The organism is Burkholderia sp. USMB20, from assembly GCF_000949135.2.
In the GTDB taxonomy this organism is placed as follows: Bacteria; Pseudomonadota; Gammaproteobacteria; order Burkholderiales; family Burkholderiaceae; genus Burkholderia.
In genome coordinates this window covers 1-18,071 of record NZ_JTAN02000021.1, presented here as the reverse complement: position 1 = coordinate 18,071, position 18,071 = coordinate 1, and the positions used below count along the sequence as shown (strand labels likewise).

At 67.6% G+C, this 18,071-nt stretch carries 14 protein-coding genes; 6 read left to right on the top strand and 8 right to left on the bottom strand.

The window, feature by feature from the left end; all coding sequences use genetic code 11:
* The first annotated feature begins 111 nt into the window (after positions 1–111).
* A complete protein-coding gene (locus PL79_RS30400) occupies positions 112–645 on the top strand; it encodes a VOC family protein (protein WP_044846702.1) in 534 nt (177 codons plus the stop codon).
* Positions 646–688: 43 nt separating this feature from the next.
* Positions 689–1,444 carry a glucose 1-dehydrogenase gene (locus PL79_RS30395; protein ID WP_044846701.1) on the top strand — a complete coding sequence of 252 codons (756 nt, stop codon included), beginning with the start codon at positions 689–691 and terminating at the stop codon, positions 1,442–1,444.
* Between the two features lie 189 nt (positions 1,445–1,633).
* Here the strand turns inward: PL79_RS30395 and PL79_RS30390 are convergent, their stop codons facing one another.
* The 4 genes from PL79_RS30390 to PL79_RS30375 form a co-directional block, all read right to left on the bottom strand.
* Entirely contained in the window at positions 1,634–3,151 is a 1,518-nt protein-coding gene (locus tag PL79_RS30390) for a purine-cytosine permease family protein (RefSeq protein ID WP_235879359.1), read from the bottom strand.
* Between the two features lie 465 nt (positions 3,152–3,616).
* The gene (locus PL79_RS30385) at positions 3,617–5,113 is read right to left on the bottom strand and encodes an efflux transporter outer membrane subunit (RefSeq protein WP_044846699.1); all 1,497 of its coding nucleotides are present in this window, start codon (positions 5,111–5,113) and stop codon (positions 3,617–3,619) included.
* On the bottom strand, positions 5,110–8,283 hold the full coding sequence (locus PL79_RS30380) for an efflux RND transporter permease subunit (protein ID WP_044846698.1): 3,174 nt from the start codon (positions 8,281–8,283) through the stop codon (positions 5,110–5,112). Before PL79_RS30380 ends, PL79_RS30385 begins: the two co-directional genes overlap by 4 nt.
* Before the next feature lie 13 nt (positions 8,284–8,296).
* On the bottom strand, positions 8,297–9,523 hold the full coding sequence (locus PL79_RS30375; RefSeq protein ID WP_044846697.1) for an efflux RND transporter periplasmic adaptor subunit: 1,227 nt from the start codon (positions 9,521–9,523) through the stop codon (positions 8,297–8,299).
* Positions 9,524–9,602: 79 nt separating this feature from the next.
* On the opposite strand from PL79_RS30375, the gene soxR reads away from it, so the two are divergent.
* Complete coding sequence (gene soxR, locus PL79_RS30370) at positions 9,603–10,079, top strand: redox-sensitive transcriptional activator SoxR (RefSeq protein WP_044846696.1); 477 nt, start codon at positions 9,603–9,605, stop codon at positions 10,077–10,079.
* Between the two features lie 211 nt (positions 10,080–10,290).
* On the opposite strand, the gene PL79_RS30365 is transcribed toward soxR, so the two are convergent.
* On the bottom strand, positions 10,291–10,944 hold the full coding sequence (locus PL79_RS30365) for a TetR/AcrR family transcriptional regulator (RefSeq protein ID WP_044846695.1): 654 nt from the start codon (positions 10,942–10,944) through the stop codon (positions 10,291–10,293).
* A gap of 146 nt (positions 10,945–11,090) precedes the next feature.
* On the opposite strand from PL79_RS30365, the gene PL79_RS30360 reads away from it, so the two are divergent.
* Together PL79_RS30360 and PL79_RS30355 are read left to right on the top strand one after the other, a co-directional pair.
* Positions 11,091–12,392, top strand: a complete 1,302-nt coding sequence (locus tag PL79_RS30360) for an NAD(P)/FAD-dependent oxidoreductase (protein WP_044846694.1) — start codon at positions 11,091–11,093, stop codon at positions 12,390–12,392.
* Between the two features lie 44 nt (positions 12,393–12,436).
* Entirely contained in the window at positions 12,437–12,826 is a 390-nt protein-coding gene (locus PL79_RS30355) for a DUF3331 domain-containing protein (RefSeq protein WP_044846693.1), read from the top strand.
* Here PL79_RS30355 and PL79_RS30350 read toward each other — a convergent pair.
* Both PL79_RS30350 and ggt read right to left on the bottom strand, forming a co-directional pair.
* Complete coding sequence (locus PL79_RS30350) at positions 12,823–14,151, bottom strand: dicarboxylate/amino acid:cation symporter (protein ID WP_044846692.1); 1,329 nt, start codon at positions 14,149–14,151, stop codon at positions 12,823–12,825. The genes PL79_RS30355 and PL79_RS30350 overlap by 4 nt on opposite strands.
* A gap of 227 nt (positions 14,152–14,378) precedes the next feature.
* Positions 14,379–16,130 (bottom strand): gamma-glutamyltransferase, encoded by a 1,752-nt coding sequence (gene ggt / locus PL79_RS30345; protein WP_044846691.1) that lies wholly within the window; start codon positions 16,128–16,130, stop codon positions 14,379–14,381.
* 368 nt (positions 16,131–16,498) lie between these two features.
* Here ggt and PL79_RS30340 point away from each other — a divergent pair, with 368 nt between their 5' ends.
* The gene (locus PL79_RS30340; protein WP_044846690.1) at positions 16,499–17,377 is read left to right on the top strand and encodes a MurR/RpiR family transcriptional regulator; all 879 of its coding nucleotides are present in this window, start codon (positions 16,499–16,501) and stop codon (positions 17,375–17,377) included.
* A 27-nt stretch (positions 17,378–17,404) separates the two neighbouring features.
* On the opposite strand, the gene PL79_RS30335 is transcribed toward PL79_RS30340, so the two are convergent.
* Positions 17,405–18,071 (bottom strand): AAA-associated domain-containing protein (locus PL79_RS30335; protein WP_193759894.1); only part of this gene is annotated, 667 nt, incomplete at its 5' end.

Sequence of the window (18,071 nt, the reverse complement as noted above, 5' to 3'; positions counted from 1 at the left end):
TTGGACGGCACGCCGCGCCGCCTTTGTTGCCATCATGACCGTCATTCATCGCGCGCCGATTGCCGCACGAAACGGCGCCGCGCCCGCTCGCGCGCCCGCCACGGAGACACCATGAACGACCCTATCCTCGGCCCCATCGACCAGATCGGCTATGTGGTCGCCGATCTCGACCGCAGCATCGCGCGCTGGCGCGCCCGCCACGATGTCGGCCCCTGGACCGTGTTTCGCAACGTGCGGCTCGACGGCCGCTGCCTCGGCGAAGCGACGACGGTCACGATGGACGTCGGGCTCGCGTATCGCGCCGATCTGCAGATCGAACTGATCCACGTGACGAACGACGCGCCGTCGCCGTACCGCGATGCGCACGGACAACTGCTCACGGGCCTGCATCATGTCGCATGGGTGGTCGACGATCTCGATGCCGCCGTCGCGCAACTTACGGCGCGCGGGCTGCGCGTGGTGTTCGACGCGCACAACCCGGCCACGCGCGTCGCCTATCTCGACGACGCCGACGATCCCGGCGTGCGCGTCGAAGTAATCGAAGGTGCAGGCATGCGCGCGATGATCGCGCACGGCATCGCCGAAGCGCGTACCTGGGACGGCGCCGATCCGGTCCGCATCATCGACGCGTCAGCTGCCGCCTGAGCGGGCCCGCGCGCGTCCCCCTACACTCACAGGAGCACACACGATGAAACGACTCGAAGGCAAGGTAGCGCTGATCACGGGCGGCGCCCGCGGCCAGGGCGAGGCGGAGGCACGCCGGTTCGTCGCCGAAGGCGCACGCGTGGTGATCGCCGACGTGCTGGACGACGCGGGCCGGCGCGTCGCGGCCGAACTCGGCGACGCCGCGCGCTATCAGCATCTCGACGTGACGAACGAAGACGACTGGCACACCGCCGTCAATGCGACGCTCGCGCATTTCGGGCGGCTCGACATCCTCGTGAACAACGCGGCGATCCTGAAGCTCGTGCCGATCGAGTCGTGTTCGCTCGACGACTATCGCAAGGTGATCGACGTGAACCAGGTCGGCTGCTGGCTCGGCATGAAATCGGCATTGGCCGCGCTGAAGGATGCGGGCGGCGGCTCGATCGTCAACGTGTCGTCGACGGCCGGGATGGAAGGCGTGGCCGGCGGCAGCGCGTATGTATCGAGCAAGTTCGCGGTGCGCGGGATGACGAAGGCCGCCGCGCTCGAGTTCGGCCGCTACGGGATCCGCGTGAACTCGGTCCACCCGGGTGGCATCGACACCGTGATGGCACGCCCGCCGGAATACGCGGATTTCGACCCGTCGTCGATCTACAGCGGTCTGCCGATCGCACGCATCGGCAAACCCGACGAAGTGGCGAGCCTCGTGCTGTTCCTCGCGTCCGACGAATCCGCGTATTGCACGGGTTCGGAATTCATCGTCGACGGCGGGATGCTCGCGGGCAGCACGTTCCACTGATCCGCAGCGGAGTCGACACGCGCCCGCCTGCCCGGCGGGCGCTTTCGTTTTCGGCCGCGCGCGGGAGAAGTCAGGGGCGGCCTTCCATACGCGCATACAACCCGGCATCCTGAAACAACCATGCCGCCGGCGGATCTCCCGCGCGGCGGCACCGGTATTTCCAGCGCGCAGCGACGCGCGATGCTGCGCTCAATACCCCTTCGGCCGAATTGCCGGGGCGCCGACACCGCGCGCCGCCTGCCTGCCGCCGCGCACGAGGAAACGTCCGCGCGCGCCGTACACGCCTTCCGCTTCCGGATACACCGTCAGCAGCACGAAATACAGCAGCCCGCCGACCACCAGCGACACCGGCACGCTGAGATCGAGTCCACCCGCGAGGTTGCCGAGCGGCCCGACGAACTGGCCCGGCAGGTTCACGAACGACAGTCCGATGAAGGCCGCCGGCAGCCACGCGCCCATCGCGCGCAGGTTCCAGCCGTGCGTGAACCAGTAGTGGCCGCCGCGCAGCCCGCGGTTGAACACCTGCAGGTCGTCCGCGAGATAGAAACCGCGGCGCGTCACGTAGCCGATCACCATGATCGCCATCCACGGGCAACTGAACGTGTCGATCAGCGTCGAGAACGTCGCGACGCTTTCGACGAGGTTGAACCAGAAGCGGCCGACGAAGATGAACGCGATCGCGATCGTGCCGATCAGCAGCGTCGCGCGCACACGATTCAGGAAGCGCGGGAACATGCTCGACACGTCGAGGCCCGTGCCGTACAGCGCGGTCGTGCCGGTCGACATCCCGCCGATGATCGCGATCAGGCACATCGGCAGCAGGAACCAGCGCGGCGACACGGCGAGCAGCCCGCCGACGTAGTCGTTCGACGCGATGAACGCGGGCGCCTTCGACGCGATGATGGTCGCGGTCGCGAGCCCGAAGAAGAACGGCACGAAGGTCGCGATCTGCGCGGCGAACACGGCGGCCATCACGCGCCGCTTCGGCGTCTGCTGCGGAATGTAGCGCGCCCAGTCGCCGAGCGTCGACGCGAACGACACCGGGTTGCTCAATGCAACCAGCACGGCGCCGACGAACGCGGCCCGGAAGCCTGCGCTGCCCTGGTTCAGCGTGCCCGCGTAGTTCAGGTCGAACAACCCCGCGAACGCGAACAGGCCGGCGACGAACAGCAGGCTCGCGGCCCACACGGCGATCTTGTTGACCCACAGCATGAAGCGAAAGCCGTAGATGCAGACGATCAGCACGAGCACCGCGAACACCATGTACGCGGCGCCGAGCGTGAAGCCGTTGACCGGCACGCCGACCATGTCGTGCGCGCCGCCGACGAGCGCATCGCCCGAGCTCCACACCGCGAGCGAGAAGAACGCGATCGACGTGAGCAGCGCGAGGAACGACCCGACGATCCGGCCGTGAATGCCGAAATGCGCGCCGGACGACACGGGGTCGCTCGTGCCGTTGCGCGGTCCGAACAGGCTCATCGGCGCGAGGATGCAGGTGCCGGCGAGCACGCCCAGCACGATCGCGCACATGCCGGCCTTGAACGACAGCCCGACCAGCACGGGAAAGCTGCCGAGCACCGACGTGGAAAACGTGTTGCAGCCGCCGAACAGCAACCGGAACAGATCGATCGGACGCGCATAGCGCGATACGTCGGGAATGCGCTCGAAACCGAACGATTCGACTTGGGTAATCCTGCCTTCAGTCATTTGTCTCCAGCTCCTCTGGTGCATCGGTACGGCCCGCGACTGCGGCCATACGACACATCGTCATCGATTTGCGGCCACTCTAAACCGGATCGGGCAGCGCAAATATCACGCATTCGAGACGTTTACGACGAGGCAGAACAATGTTTCGCGACGGGGAATCGGCCGGTTGCCGCGCCGCGCGGGCGGCGCGGGCGATGCAAGGTGCGCCGACCGATGCGCCGGGCCGCCGCCGGCGCGCGAGCCGGCCGGCGATCCGGCCCCGCCGAACGGCCGGCATCGCTGCAAGGCAGGCGCACGGAGTGCCATGCCGATCAACGAGACCGGCGCCGCATCGACCGTCGTCAGTCCGTGCGACGCCCTCGCGGGTCGCCAACGGGGACGCAAGCGCCAACCCGGCGATGCGAAGTCGATCGCCCGGCGGGCGGACGCAACGTCCCTGCCCGCCGCGCGACCCGCGCCCTCGCCCTACGGCCCCGATCGCGCGAGCGGACCGGGTGCCTGCTGCGCCGTTCCCGACGGCCAGCCGCCCGCGAGCGCCTTGTACAGAGCGACCGTCGATGCCGCGCTGCGCATCCGCCCGTCGGCCGCCGCGTCCTGCGCCTGCAGCAGCGTCCGTTGCGCGTCGAGCACTTCGTAGTAGTCGATCGCACCGGCCGAGAAGCGCGTCTGCGCAAGCTGTGCCGCGCGAGCGCTGTCGTCCGCCGCGCGCACGAGGTGCGCGGTCTCCTCCCGCGTGCGGGCGACACGCAGCAGCGCATTCTCCGTTTCCTCCAGCACGCCGAGCACGGTCTGCCGGTACTGCGCGAGCTGGCCGGCCGCGTCCGCGTCGCTCGCCGCGATCCGCGCGCGCACGCGGCCGACATCGAGGAACGACCAGTCGATGCCGAGCGCGATCAGGTTCGTATCGCTGCCCGCACGGACGAATCCGTAGCTGCTCGTCGCGCTGCCGAGCAGCCCCGACAGCGTGAAGCGCGGAAACAGGTCGGCTGTCGCGACGCCGACGCGCGCGGTCGCCGCGTGCAGTCGTGCTTCGGCGGCAGCGACATCGGGGCGGCGGCGCAGCAGGTCGCCCGGCGTGCCGGGATCGATGTCGGCGGCAAGCGCCGGCAGCGGTACCGGCACGCCTTTCGATGCGGCAGCGTTCGGGATGTCGAACCGGCCGATCAGCGCATCCGGCGTCTGCCCGGTCAACACCGCGAGCCGATGCTCGTCGACGCCGATCGCCGCTTCGTACACGGCGATCCGCGACGTCGTCGATTCGTACTGCGCGCGCGCCCGCGCCGCATCGAGTTCGGAGCCACGTCCCGCGCCGACGCGCGCATTGATCAGCGCGAGCGTCTGCTTCTGGTTGTCGGCGTTCTCGCGTGCGATCCGCAGCCGCTCCTGCGAGCCGCGCAGATCCACGTACGTGCTCGCGACCTCGCCCGCGATCGCGACACGCACCGCGCGCACGTCGGCCGCACTCGCAGCCGTTTCCGCCCGCTGCGACTCGATCGAGCGGCGCACGCGGCCGAACAGGTCGAGTTCCCACGCCGCATTGATCCCGACACTGGAGATCGGCGTATCGCGCTGGCTGCGCGGCGCGCCGAACGCCTGGTCCCTGCTCGTCAGCTGATGGCCGATCCGGCCGCTCGCGGTAATCGTCGGATAGCGGTCGAACGCGGCCTGCGACAGCAGCGCGTTCGATGCGTCGTAGCGCGATACGGCGACCTGCAGGTCCTGGTTCGCGGCGAGCGCCGCATCGATCAGCTGCGTGAGCGCCGGATCGCCGAAGCCGCGCCAGAACGCGGCATCGGCAGCGGCCGACGCATCGGGCGGCGACGCGTCGTGCGTGGCCGGATGCGCGTCGCGCGCGAAGCGCGCGGCGCTCGCCGTAGCGGGCCGCTTGAAATCGGGGCCGACCGCGCACGCGGCGAGCGTCATCGACAGCGCGAGCGCGGAAAGACGGAATGCGGCGCTCATCGGTTTTCTCCTTCGAGGGTGCCGTGCTGTTCGCTCCACACGGCCGGCGTGCCGCGCGCGAGCTTGCGGATCGCCACGTAGAACACGGGCGTGAGGAACAGCCCGAACAACGTGACGCCGAGCATCCCCGCGAACACCGTGACGCCGGTAGCCGCCCGCACTTCGCTGCCCGCGCCGCCGCCGATCAGGAGCGGCACCGAGCCCGCGATGAACGCGACCGACGTCATCACGATCGGGCGCAGCCGCAGCCTGCATGCCTCGAGCGCCGCTGCGATCGCACCCTTGCCCTGGATTTCGAGTTCGCGCGCGAACTCGACGATCAGGATCGCGTTCTTGCACGCGAGCCCCATCAGCACGACGAGACCGACCTGCACGAACACGTTGTTGTCGCCGCCGGACAGCCACACGCCGAACAGCGCCGCGCACATGCACACCGGCACGATCAGGATCACCGCAAGCGGCAGCGTCCAGCTCTCGTACAGCGACGCGAGCACCAGGAACACGAGCATCACCGCGAGCGGGAACACGACGATCGCCGCGTTGCTCTGCGTGACCTCCTGGTAGCTGAGATCGGTCCATTCGAGCGTGATGCCCGGCGGCAGAACGTCCTTCGCGATCTGCTGCAGCTTCGCGATCGCCTGCGACGACGACATCGCCTTCGGATCGGCGTCGCCGATCAGGTCCGCCGCCGGATAGCCGTTGTAGCGGACGACCGGGTCCGGCCCATACGCGGGCGCGACCGTCACCATCGAGCCGATCGGCACCATCTCGCCTTTCGCGTTGCGCGTGCGCAGGTTCGCGATGTCCGCGGCCGTCTGCCGGTGACCGGCATCGGCCTGCGCCATCACGCGGTACACGCGGCCGAACGCGTTGAAGTCGTTCACGTACATCGAGCCGAGATAGACCTGCAGCGTGTTGAACAGGTCGGTGAGCGCGACGCCTTGCGCCTTCGCCTTCAGCCGGTCGACCTTCACTTCCAGCTGCGGGATGTTCGCCTGGTACGAGCTGACGGGATAACTCATCCCCGGCGTTTTTGCGACCGCGGCCTGGAACGCCGTCAGCGCCTTCTGCAATTCACCGTAGCCGAGCCCGCCGCGATCCTCGAGGTAAAGCGAGTAGCCCGAACCGTTGCCGAGGCCCTGGATCGGCGGCGGCATCAGCGCATAGGTGATGCCGCCGCCGATCGCCGCGAAGCGTGCGTTCAGGTCCGCGTTGATCTGCGCGGCGCTGCGGTGACGCTGGTCGAACGGCTTCAGGATCACGTACGAGTTCGTGATGTTCGGCGTGTTCACGCCTTGCAGCGCGTTCAGCCCGGCGAACGCCGGCACCATCTCGACGCCGTCGGTTCCGAGCGCGATCTTCGTCATCTGCTCGGTGACCGCGCTGGTGCGGGCGAGCGACGCGCCCTCCGGCAGCTTCGCGCCGGCGAACAGGTACAACTTGTCCTGCACGGGGATGAAGCCGCCCGGCACCGCGTTGAACAGCAGCGCGGTCGCGGCGAGCAAGGCCGCGTAGACCGCGAACACGGCGCCGCGCCGCTTCAGCGTGCGCGCGACCACGCCGTGATAGCGATCGGAGCTGCGCTCGAAGAAGCGGTTGAACGGATGAAACAGCCAGCCGAATGCGCGGTCGAGCACGCGGGTCAACGCATCCTTCGGCGCGCCGTGCGGACGCAGCAGTTTCGCGGCGAGCGCGGGCGACAGCGTCAGCGAGTTGACCGCGGAGATCACCGTCGAGATCGCGATCGTCACCGCGAACTGCCTGTAGAACTGGCCCGTCACACCCGACATGAACGCCATCGGCACGAACACCGCGCACAGCACGAGCGCGATCGCGACGATCGGCCCCGACACCTCGCGCATCGCCTGGTGCGCGGCGTCGCGCGGGCTCAAACCCTGTGCGATGTTGCGCTCGACGTTCTCGACCACCACGATCGCATCGTCGACGACGATCCCGATCGCGAGCACGAGCCCGAACAGCGTCAGCGTGTTGATCGAATAGCCGAGCAGGTAGAGCCACGCGAACGTGCCGACCACCGACACGGGCACCGCGACGAGCGGAATGATCGACGCGCGCCAGGTCTGCAGGAACAGGATCACGACGAGCACGACCAGCACGACGGCCTCGATCAGCGTGTGCTGCACCGCGCGGATCGATTCGCGCACGAACACGGTCGGATCCCACACCGGACGATAGGCGACGCCCGGCGGGAAACGTTTCGACAGTTCGTCGAGCTTCGCATACACCGCCTTCGCGACGTCAAGCGCGTTCGCGCCAGGCGACAGGAAAATGCCGACCACGGCCGAGTGCTTGTCGTTGAAGTACGAGCGCAGCGTATAGTCGCCCGCGCCGAGCTCGATGCGCGCGACGTCGGACAGCTTCACGACCTGGCCGTCGTCGCCGTTGCGCAGCACGATGTCGCCGAATTCCTGCACGGTGCGCAGCCGGCCGCGCACGTTGATCGACACGAGGAAGTCGTTTTTCTTCGGCGTCGGCTCCGCGCCGAGCTGGCCGGCCGACACCTGCACGTTCTGCTCGCGCACCGCGGCGATCACGTCGCTCGCGGTCAGCCCGCGCGACGCCAGCCGGTTCGGGTCGAGCCAGAGCCGCATCGCGTAGTCGCCTGAGCCGTACACGCCGACGTCGCCGATGCCGGTCAGGCGCGACAGCTCGTCCTTCACGTGCAGCGTCAGGTAGTTGCGCAGGTACAGCGAATCGCGGCTGTTGTCCGGCGAATAGAGACTCACGTACATCAGCGGCGTCGGCGACTGCTTCTGCGTGGTCACGCCGTACTGGCGCACCTCGTCCGGCAGGCGCGACAACGCCTGGCTCACGCGGTTCTGCACGCGCACGGCGGCCGTATCGGGATCGACGCCCTGCAGGAACGTGACGACGACCTGCAGGCTGCCGTCCGAACCGGCGACCGACTTCATGTACATGATGCCTTCGACGCCGTTGATCGCCTCTTCCAGCGGTTCGGCGACCGATTCGGCGATTTCCTTCGGGTTCGCGCCCGGGTACGTCGCGCGCACGACGACGCTCGGCGGCACGACTTCCGGATATTCGCCGGCCGGCAGCATCGGGATCGAGATCAGGCCGATCGCGAAGATGACGATCGACAGCACGACCGCGAAAATCGGCCGGTCGATGAAGAAGCGGGAGAAATCCATTGCGGGCCTCCCGTTACCGCGCGGCCGGCGCGCCGGCGTCGGCCACGGCCACCGCCACGGCCTGCGTGCCGCTGCCCGGGCCGGTGCCGGTGTCCGCATCCGCGCGGGCAGGCAGCACCTTCGGCTTCACCTGCGCACCCGGATAGTAGATCCGCTGCACGCCGTCGACGACCACGCGATCGCCCGGCTCCAGCCCCTTCTCGACGATCCGCTCGCCGTCCAGCGCACGGCCGATCGTGACGTCGCGACGCAGCGCCTTGTCGCCGGCGCCGATCACGTACACGTACTTGCGGTCCTGGTCGGTGAGCACCGCCTTGTCGTCGACGAGCAGCGCATCCTGGTCGCGACCGCTGACGAGCTGGACGCGCGCATAGAGGCCGGGCGTGAACGTGTGGTCCGCGTTCGGCAGCCGCACGCGCGCACGGATCGTGCCGGTTTGCGGATCGAGCCGGTTGTCGAGAAAATCGACGGTGCCCGCGTGCGGGAAACCCGTCTCGTTCGCGAGACCCACGCGTACCGGATCGGCACCGATCGCGCGATGCTTCGGGTCGGCGCGCCGCGCGTTGTAGCGCAGGTAGCTCTGCTCGTCGCAGTCGAAATACACGTAGACGGGGTCTTGCGACACGACGGTCGTGAGCAGCGTGTCGTCCGCACGCGCGAGGTTGCCGGCGGTCGCGATCGCGCGGCCGACGCGCCCCGCGATCGGCGCACGCACCTCGGTGAAACCGAGATTGAGCTTCGCGTCGGCGACGGCCGCGTCGGCCGCCCGCAGGTCGGCGCGCGCCTGCTCGGCGGTCGCGCGCGCGTTGTCGAGTTCCTCCTGGGAAGTTGCATGCGCATCGATCAGTGTCCGCACGCGCTTGAGCTGCACATCGGCGAGGCTCGCGGCCGCGCGCGCCCGCTGCTGCTGTGCGTTCGCGCGGTCGAGCGCGATCCGGTACGGACGCGGATCGATCTCGAACAGCACCGCGCCCTGCGCGACGAGGTCGCCCTCCTTGTACGCGATGCGCTGCAGATAGCCGCTCACGCGCGGCCGCAGCTCGACCGCGTCGACTGCTTCGACGCGTCCGTTGAATTCGTCCGCGAGGCGGATCGTGCGCGGCGCGACGGTCGTCACGCCGACTTCGGGAAGCGGCTGGGCCGCCGTTTCGCCTTTGCCGTCGTGACAGCCCGACAACGCCAGCAGCAGTGCGCAGGCCGCGCCCAAAGGCGAGGTCCTGCGTAGGGATAAGGAGAGCATGATGCCTCGCGACGGGTTAAACTGCCGCGTAGCATAAAAGTTGAAGTTAACTTCAAGTCAAGCTTTCCCGGAGGGCGTCATGGGTATCGACGAAATCCCGCAATGGCCGCTGATGTCGATCCGCGAAGTGGCCGCGCGCAGCGGCGTGCCGGCATCGACGCTGCGTTTCTACGAGACACGCGGGCTCATCAAGTCGCACCGCAACGGCTCGAGCCATCGCCACTATTCGCGCGCGGTGCTGCGGCTGATCGCGTTCATCGTGTTCGCGCAGAAGATCGGCTATTCGCTCGACGAGATCGCCGAACAGCTCGTGAGCCTGCCGGAAGACACCGCGCCGACCAACAAGGACTGGCAGCGGCTGTCGCGCGGCTGGAAACAGCGCGTCGCGAACCGGATCGAGGAACTGCAGCGGCTCTACATCAATCTCGACGAGTGCATTGGTTGCGGCTGCCTGTCGCTGAAGCGCTGCAAGCTGACCAACCCCGAGGACCGCGCGGGACGCAACGGGCCGGGCGCACGGCGCTGGCTCGGTGACACGCCGCCCGATCTCGACTGACGCATGCGCGGCGGCCGGCACGATGCACGATGCCGCGCCGGCGTCCCGCGTCACCCGACTCGCCCGCCCCGCCGCTCACCGCGATCGCCGTGCCCGCGAGGGCGCCAGTCTGCCCAAACGTTGACGGTTGGTAGCAATGGCAGTCCGGGCCCTGCCCGGCGTAAGGTCAATCGCGCCGGCGCGCCGGACGGCTTCGCGTCGCGCGCGGCGCTCAGACGCTCAGGATGCCGAGCGCGACGTCGAGCACGGCCTGCCGGAACGCCTCCTGCCGCGTGGGCAGCGACGTGAACTCCAGCATCATGTGGCTGTACGACACCGTCGTGCCGACCGCGCTCGCGATCATGAAGAACAGCACGTTCGGATCGACCGGGCGGATCTCGCCGGCCTCGACCGCGTCGGCCAGCAGCGGAAACATCGCGTCGTGATACGGGCGCACGATCCGCTGCTGCAGGCAGTCGAGCCGCCCGCCCTCCTCGGTCGCTGCCGTCGAGAAGAACATGCCGATGTCCGGCTCCGCGAACTCGTGATCGACGCACAGCTCGATCGCGCGCCGCACGCGCTCGCGATGCGGCAGTGACGACGTGCGCAGCGCGCGCAACGCGTCGAACAGCGGCTCGGCCAGGTCGACGATCTGCTCGACGACAGCCAGCCACAACGTCTCCTTCGTGCCGAAATGATGGGCGATCAGCGCCGCGTCGATGCCCAGCTCGCGCGCGACCTCGCGCACGCTCGTCGCGTCGTAGCCGCGCTTCGCGAACGTGCGGCGCGCGGCCCGCAATATCACGTCCGGTCCGACGGACGCCTCCGCCAGCGGCCGCCCGCGCGTACGCCGCTTCGACGGCGCGCGCTCAGTGACTTCAGCCACGTTTTCCTGCTCCCGTTGAATGAATCGAATGCCCGTGTCCGGGCCCCGGTTCGCGTCCGCGGAACCGGGTTGCCTGCCCGCTCCGTTGACACGCGAAGCCGGGAAGCGCTAGGATCATACCTTATTCATCACGTGATGATTTATTCATGACAACCCCTACTCGCATCGTGATCGTCGGTGGCGGCATCGCCGGATTGCAGCTCGCAACCCGCCTCGGCGAACGTCTCGGCCGCACCGGCCGCACCGGGCGCGCCCAGGTCACCGTGGTCGACCGCAGCCCGACCCATGTCTGGAAGCCGATGCTGCACACGATCGCGGCCGGTACGCGCGACGTGCAGCAACAGCAGGTGATCTTTCTCGCCCATGCGCGCGATCACGGCTACACGTACCAGCCCGGCGAATTGACGGGGCTCGATCGCGCGCGCCGTCGCGTGCAGCTCGGCGAGATTCGCTCGCAGGACGGCGAACGCGTGATCGACGCGCGCGAACTCGAATACGACGTGCTGATCCTCGCGCTCGGCAGCCAGGCCAACGATTTCGGCGTGCCGGGCGTGCGCGAGCACTGCTTCTTCATCGACAGCCAGCGGCAGGCCGAAACCTTCAACGAAGCGCTGCGGATGCGCGTGTTCCGCAGCATCGCGCGCGACGAACCGTTTCGCGTCGCGATCGTCGGCGCGGGCGCGACGGGCGTGGAGCTGGCGGCGGAACTAAGCCGGCTGCTGGAAGTGGCGCAGGCGTATGGCGACGCGACGGTGCGCGAGCGGCTGCGGCTCACGCTGCTCGAAAGCGGCCCGCGCATCCTCGCCGCATTTCCGCCGCGGATTTCCGCGTCGGCGCAGCGACGGCTCGAGCAGATCGGCTTTCACGTGCTGACGTCCACGCGCGTGACGGCGGCCGATGCGAACGGCTTCCACTACGGCGACGGTTCGTTCGCCGAAGCGGATCTGATGGTGTGGGCGGCGGGTGTGAAGGCGCCCGATTTCATGCAGGCACTCGGCGGGCTCGACACGAACCGCGCGAACCAGATCCTGGTCGGGCCCACGCTGCAGGCCACGGCCGACGAGCACGTGTTCGCGATCGGCGATTGCGCGAGCCTGCAGCCCGACGGCCACGAACGGCCGCTGCCGCCCACCGCGCAGGTGGCGACCCAGCAGGCCGAACATCTCGCGAAGCACCTGCCCGCCTGGCTCGACGGCAAGCCGCTGCCGCCGTTCGCGTTCCACGATTTCGGCGCGCTCGTGTCGATCAGCGACTACGACGCGTTCGGCACGCTCGGCCAATTCGGGTTCTTCCGCGGCGGCTTCATCCAGGGGCGTTTCGCGCAATTCAGCCACCTGATGCTGTACCGGCGCCACCAGCAGGCGCTGCACGGATTCTCCAAGGCGACGCTGCTGTGGCTCGCCGAACGGATCAACGGCTGCGTGCAGCCGCGCATCCGCCTGTCGTGACGCCGCGTTTCGCGGCGTCGCCCAACGTTTCGAGGAAAGCAAAGATGAGCAACAGTGCAGTTGCCTGGCTCAGGACCGTCGCCGCGATCGGCAGCTTCGACATGCCGTCCGTTTCATGGGCGGCCCCGCGACGGCGCAGCATCACGCGCGATCGCCTGCCGTCGTGGGATGCGACGAGCCAGCCGTCGATCAGCGTGCTCGAGCGGCCCACGGCCGACACCGTGATGATTTCGTGGTGCGACGCGTGCACCGGCCATTACGGCTACCAGAAGTGGCGGTTGTTCACGACGCGCAAGCGCGGCGTCTGCGCGCTGTCGGGGCGGCCGATCGCGCGCGGCGACAGCGTCTACGCGCCGCAACTGCTCGGCTCGGCGCCGGGCAACGCCGCCGCGATGGTGCTGGCGGCGTGCATCGACGAGGCGTGTGCCGCTTAAACTGACGTCGCCTGACCGGCACCATAGGCCGGATCGCGGTTCTGCCGTTCCAGTTCCGCGTCGAGATGCGCGGCATGCGCTTGTGCTTCGGACTCCGACATCAGCTCGCCCTCCCACTTCGCGACCACCGCGCTCGCGATCGAATTGCCGACCGCATTGGTGGCCGAGCGCCCCATGTCGAGGAACGTGTCGACGCCGAGAATCAGCAGCAGCCCCGCTTCCGGGATGTCGAACTGGTGCAGTGTCGCCGCGATCACGACGAGCGATGCGCGCGGCACGCCGGCCATCCCCTTCGACGTCAGCATCAGGACCAGCAGCATCGTGACCTGCGTGCCGAGCGACAGGTGAATGTTGTACGCCTGCGCGATGAACAGCGACGCGAACGTGCAGTACATCATCGAGCCGTCGAGGTTGAACGAATAACCCATCGGCATCACGAAGCTCGAGATCTTGCGCTTCACGCCGAAGCGGTCGAGCGCGTCGAGGATCTTCGGATACGCGGCTTCGGAGCTCGCCGTCGCGAACGACAGCATGAACGCTTCCTTGATCAGCACCAGCAGCTTGAACACGCGCGGCCCGAGGAACAGCAGGCCGGCGATCACGAGCGTGCTCCACAGCAGGAACAGGCTCACGTAGAAGTCGCCCATGAACACCGCGAACTTCAACAACACCGACAGCCCGTTGACCGCAACGGTCGCGGCCATCGCCGCCAGCACCGCGAGCGGCGCGAGCTTCATCACGTAGCCGGTGATCTTCAGCATCACGTGCGCCAGCTGGTCGATCGCGGCGACGAGGATCTTGCCGCGCTCGCCGAGCGCCGACAGCGCGACGCCGAAGAACATCGAGAACACGACGATCTGCAGGATCTCGTTGTTCGCCATCGCCTCGGCGATCGACTTCGGCACCATGTGGCTGACGAAATCCTTCAGCGTGAACTTGGAGGTCGCGAGATGCGCGGATGCGCCGATATCCGGCAGCGGCAGGCCGAGGTTCTCGCCCGGGCGCAGCAGGTTCGCCATCAGCAGCCCGAGCAGCAGCGAGATCAGCGACGCGGTGACGAACCAGCCGAACGCCTTCACGAACACGCGTCCCACCGACGAAGCGTCGCCCATGTGCGCGATGCCGACGACGAGCGTCGAGAACACCAGCGGGCCGATCACCATCTTGATCAACCGCAGGAACACGTCGGACACGAGGGAGATGTAGCCGGCGATCTCGGTCGCGGACTGCTTGTCCGGAAACTGCGTATAGATCATGTAGCCGATGAAGATGCCGGCCGCCATCGCGAGCAGGATCCAGACTGCCGCAGACATTCGTTTGTTCATAACGGAACTCGACGCACGGAGCAGGAATGAAAAAAATGCGCGCGTCAGTGCCGTGCCACGGCGCGCATTGCGGGTCGGTCGGGCCCGGCATTCCGGGCACCCGCCCCGCCCGATACTGCGGACGTCCGCGAACGGACGCGCTGTCGCTGCCCCGGCACTCGCGCGATGGCGAACGCCGGGGCAACCGTTCAGCCTGGTGCAATCAGATCAAATCAAATCAGCTCAGGTCAGTAGCCGATTGCCGAACCGGCCGGGCGGCGCGGATCGTTGACGCCGTAGATGTAGCCGACGCGCACGTTGCCCGACACCGACGAATCGTTGCCGGAACTCTGATGGCTCACCGCCTCGGTGCCGGGCAGGCCGACCATGATCAGCTCGGCGGCGCCCCACGGCGTCTGCTCGACCATCTTGTAGCCCATGTTGCGCAGGATCGCGAGCGTGTCGGGCGACAGGCCGCGGGTCTCGTAATAGACCTGATCCGGCAGCCATTGATGATGGATGCGCGGCGCACCGACCGCATCCTGCGGCGTCATCCCGTAGTCGATCACGTTCAGCACGGTCTGCAGCGTGATCGTGATGATGCGCGAGCCGCCCGGCGAGCCGACCACCATGAACACCTTGCCGTCCTTCTTCACGATCGTCGGCGCCATCGACGACAGCGGGCGCTTGCCCGGTGCGATCGAGTTGCGCGTGCCCTGCACGAGGCCGAACAGGTTCTGCGCGCCGACCTTGACCGTGAAGTCGTCCATCTCGTCGTTCAGGAAGAAGCCCGTGCCCGGCGCGATCACCACGGCGCCGAAGCGGCCGTTGACGGTGTACGTGGTCGACACCGCGTTACCGTCGCGGTCGATGATCGAGTAGTGGGTCGTCTCCGGCTTCTCGTGCACGCCGACACCCGGCTGCACGTCGATCGATGCCGTCGCCATGTCGCCGCCGATCTGCTTGCGGATCTCGGCCGCATACTGCTTGCTCGTCAGCTTCGCGACCGGATTGTCGATGAAGTTCGGGTCGCCCAGCAGCGTGTTGCGATCCTCGTACGCGTGGCGCATCGCCTCGGTCATGTAGTGGACCACCGATGCCGACTGGTAGCCGAATTTGCGCAGGTCATACCCTTCGAGCACGTTCAGCGTCTCGCACATCGTCACGCCGCCCGAGCTCGGCGGCGGCGCCGACACGAACTCGTAGCCGCGATACGTGCAGGTCAGCGGCGCCATGTCCTGCGCGCGATACGACGCGAAATCGGCCGCCGTGATCACCCCGCCGCCGCGCTTCGCCGCGGCTTCGACGATCTTCGGAATCTCGCCGTGATAGAACGCGTCGGGGCCCTGCTCCGCGATGCGCTCGAGCGTGCGTGCCAGGTCCTTCTGCACCAGGCGGTCGCCCGGCTGCAGCGGCGTGCCGCCCGGGCGCAGGAAGATGCGCGCGGCTTCCGGGTCCTTCCTGAAGCGCTCGATCGTCGTGTCGAGAATGTCCGTATCGCCGCGTGTCAGCACGAAGCCGTCGCGCGCAAGCCGGATCGCCGGCGCCATCACCTGCCTGCGCGTCAGCTTGCCGTACTTGCGCTGCGCGAGGTCGAGGCCCGCGACCGTGCCCGGCACGCCGACCGCGCGATAGCCGTACAGGCTGTCGTCCGGAATGACGTTGCCGTTCGCATCGAGATACATGTTCGCCGACGCCGCGGCCGGCGCGGTCTCGCGGAAGTTGATGAAGCGGTCGCGGCCGTCGGCCAGGTGCAGGGTCATGAAGCCGCCGCCGCCGATGTTGCCGCAGCACGGATTGGTCACCGCTTGCGCGTAGCCGACCGCCACGGCGGCGTCCACCGCGTTGCCGCCTTCCTTGAGGATGTCGACGCCGATCTGCGACGCGAAGTGCTGCGACGACACGACCATGCCGTTCTTCGCTTCCACCGCGGGTTCCGAAGCGGCGAGCGCGCCTGCGCTGATGGCCGACAACAGGGTGAGTACGACGAGCCGCCTCATGACGGAATCCTCCAGACGAATGACCGGGCCATACCGGGATGCGCAACCGACTCGGAAGGCCGGACGACGCTGCTGATCCGGCATGTAATAAACCATACATTCCGGCGAGGCCGCGATCATAGCATCGGCATTTTCATGTCAAAACCTAGGGTAATTACTGAATTCCCGATGAATTTATGGAAAGGTTCCGATCGATAATGTTTAATACATTACATAATCAGCCGATTGACGACCCGAATGATGCGCCCCTCTAATCTGTGGCCTCACACGGTCCGCGGCGCGGCGATCGGCTAACATGCACGGCGTCGCCGGCAGACGCATGCCTGCCATTTGTCATTCATTCAGATAAAAACAAGCCGGAGTGCCCGATGGGGACAAGCATCAGGGCGTTGCTGCTATCCCAGATGGATAGCTTCACGCCGTCGGAACAGAAGGTCGCGCACGCGCTGCTGGAGCGCTATCCGAGCCTCGGGCTCGGGCCGATCGCGAGCTTCGCGAAGCAAGCCGAAGTCAGCGACCCGACCGTGTTCCGCTTCGTCGTGCGCATCGGCTTCCCGAACTACTCGTCGTTCCAGCAGGCGCTGCACGACGAGATCGATACCGCGATGAATTCGCCGCTCGCGCGGATGGACGCGTTCCACTCGGAATCAGGGATGCGCGACAGCCATGCGGCGATCTTCCAGCGGCTCTCGCAATCGCTTGCCACCACGATCGAGGGACTCGACGCGGCGGCGTTCGACGAAGCGGTGACGCTGCTGGCCGATCCGGAAATCCGCGTGTTCTGCGGCGGCGGGCGTTATACCGCGCCGCTCGCGTCGCTGTTTTCGTTCACGCTCGCGTATGCGCGCCCGCATGTGCAGTACGTCGAGCCGAACCTGAATCTCTCGTCGGTGTCGCTGACCGACATGGGGCCCGGCGACGTGCTGGTCATTTTCGATTTTCGCCGCTATCAGAAAGACAGCATCCGGTTCGCGCAGGCCGCGCACCAGCTCGGCGCGCGGGTGCTGCTGATCACCGACGAATGGCGCTCGCCGATCAGCGCGTTCGCCGAGATCGTGCTGCGGATCCAGGGGCGCCCGTTCGCGATGCTGCAGACCAACGTGCCGGCGCTGGCGCTCGCCGAAGCACTGGTGATCGGCGTGACGAACCGGCTTCCCGAGCTGGCGCGGCAGCGGATGGAAAAGATCGAGCGGCTCAGTACGGGCGGCAGCGAGCAGGACGCGAATCAGCGGGATTTGCCCGAATGACGGTCGCGCGTCATTCGGGCGCGGACGTCAGCTCTCCACGTCCTCGAGACTGAACACTTCCGTCTTGTCGTTGTACGAAAAGACTTCGCCGTAACGCCCCCAGTCGATCACCGCATCGAGCGTTTCCTCGGCCGCCTCGTCCGACAGGAAATCCTCCAGCTCCTGCTCGAAACGCACGCGCGGCGCACGATGCCCCGGGCGTTCGTTCAGCACCTTCCGGATCCGCGCGGCGAGCGGCACGTGCTTCAGCAGGTGATCCGCGAACATCAGCTTGCGCTCCTGCGTGCCGAACTCCGCGAACACGCGCGCGGGCGGCGTCAGGAACACGTCGCCTTCGCGCACGTCGGCGAAGCCGAGGTACTGCAGCACTTCGGCGATCGGAAACAGTTCGTCCACTTCCAGATGCAGCGTGCGCGCGATTTCCGGCATGTCCGCGCGGCCGTGGTACGGTGCCATCGCGAGCGTCTCGATCAGGCCGGCCATCAGGTTGGTCGACACGCGCGGCATCCAGCTGCCGAGCTCGAGCCCCTTCTTCGTCGCCTCGCCGGTCTGACGGGCCGTCATCTTCGCGTAGATGTCGTCGACCAGCTTGCGGAAATCCGGATCCAGCCGGTTGCGCGGATGCTTGAACGGCACCTTGATCTCGGCGATCACGCGGCCCGGGTTCGACGACAGCACGAGAATCCGGTCGCAC

Coding starts and splice junctions, on each gene's coding strand:
- PL79_RS30400 (WP_044846702.1), top strand. CDS start 112: ATGAACGACCCTATCCTCGGCCCCATCGACCAGATCGGCTATGTGGTC.
- PL79_RS30395 (WP_044846701.1), top strand. CDS start 689: ATGAAACGACTCGAAGGCAAGGTAGCGCTGATCACGGGCGGCGCCCGC.
- PL79_RS30390 (WP_235879359.1), bottom strand. CDS start 3,151: ATGACTGAAGGCAGGATTACCCAAGTCGAATCGTTCGGTTTCGAGCGC.
- PL79_RS30385 (WP_044846699.1), bottom strand. CDS start 5,113: ATGAGCGCCGCATTCCGTCTTTCCGCGCTCGCGCTGTCGATGACGCTC.
- PL79_RS30380 (WP_044846698.1), bottom strand. CDS start 8,283: ATGGATTTCTCCCGCTTCTTCATCGACCGGCCGATTTTCGCGGTCGTG.
- PL79_RS30375 (WP_044846697.1), bottom strand. CDS start 9,523: ATGCTCTCCTTATCCCTACGCAGGACCTCGCCTTTGGGCGCGGCCTGC.
- soxR (WP_044846696.1), top strand. CDS start 9,603: ATGGGTATCGACGAAATCCCGCAATGGCCGCTGATGTCGATCCGCGAA.
- PL79_RS30360 (WP_044846694.1), top strand. CDS start 11,091: ATGACAACCCCTACTCGCATCGTGATCGTCGGTGGCGGCATCGCCGGA.
- PL79_RS30355 (WP_044846693.1), top strand. CDS start 12,437: ATGAGCAACAGTGCAGTTGCCTGGCTCAGGACCGTCGCCGCGATCGGC.
- PL79_RS30350 (WP_044846692.1), bottom strand. CDS start 14,151: ATGAACAAACGAATGTCTGCGGCAGTCTGGATCCTGCTCGCGATGGCG.
- ggt (WP_044846691.1), bottom strand. CDS start 16,130: ATGAGGCGGCTCGTCGTACTCACCCTGTTGTCGGCCATCAGCGCAGGC.
- PL79_RS30340 (WP_044846690.1), top strand. CDS start 16,499: ATGGGGACAAGCATCAGGGCGTTGCTGCTATCCCAGATGGATAGCTTC.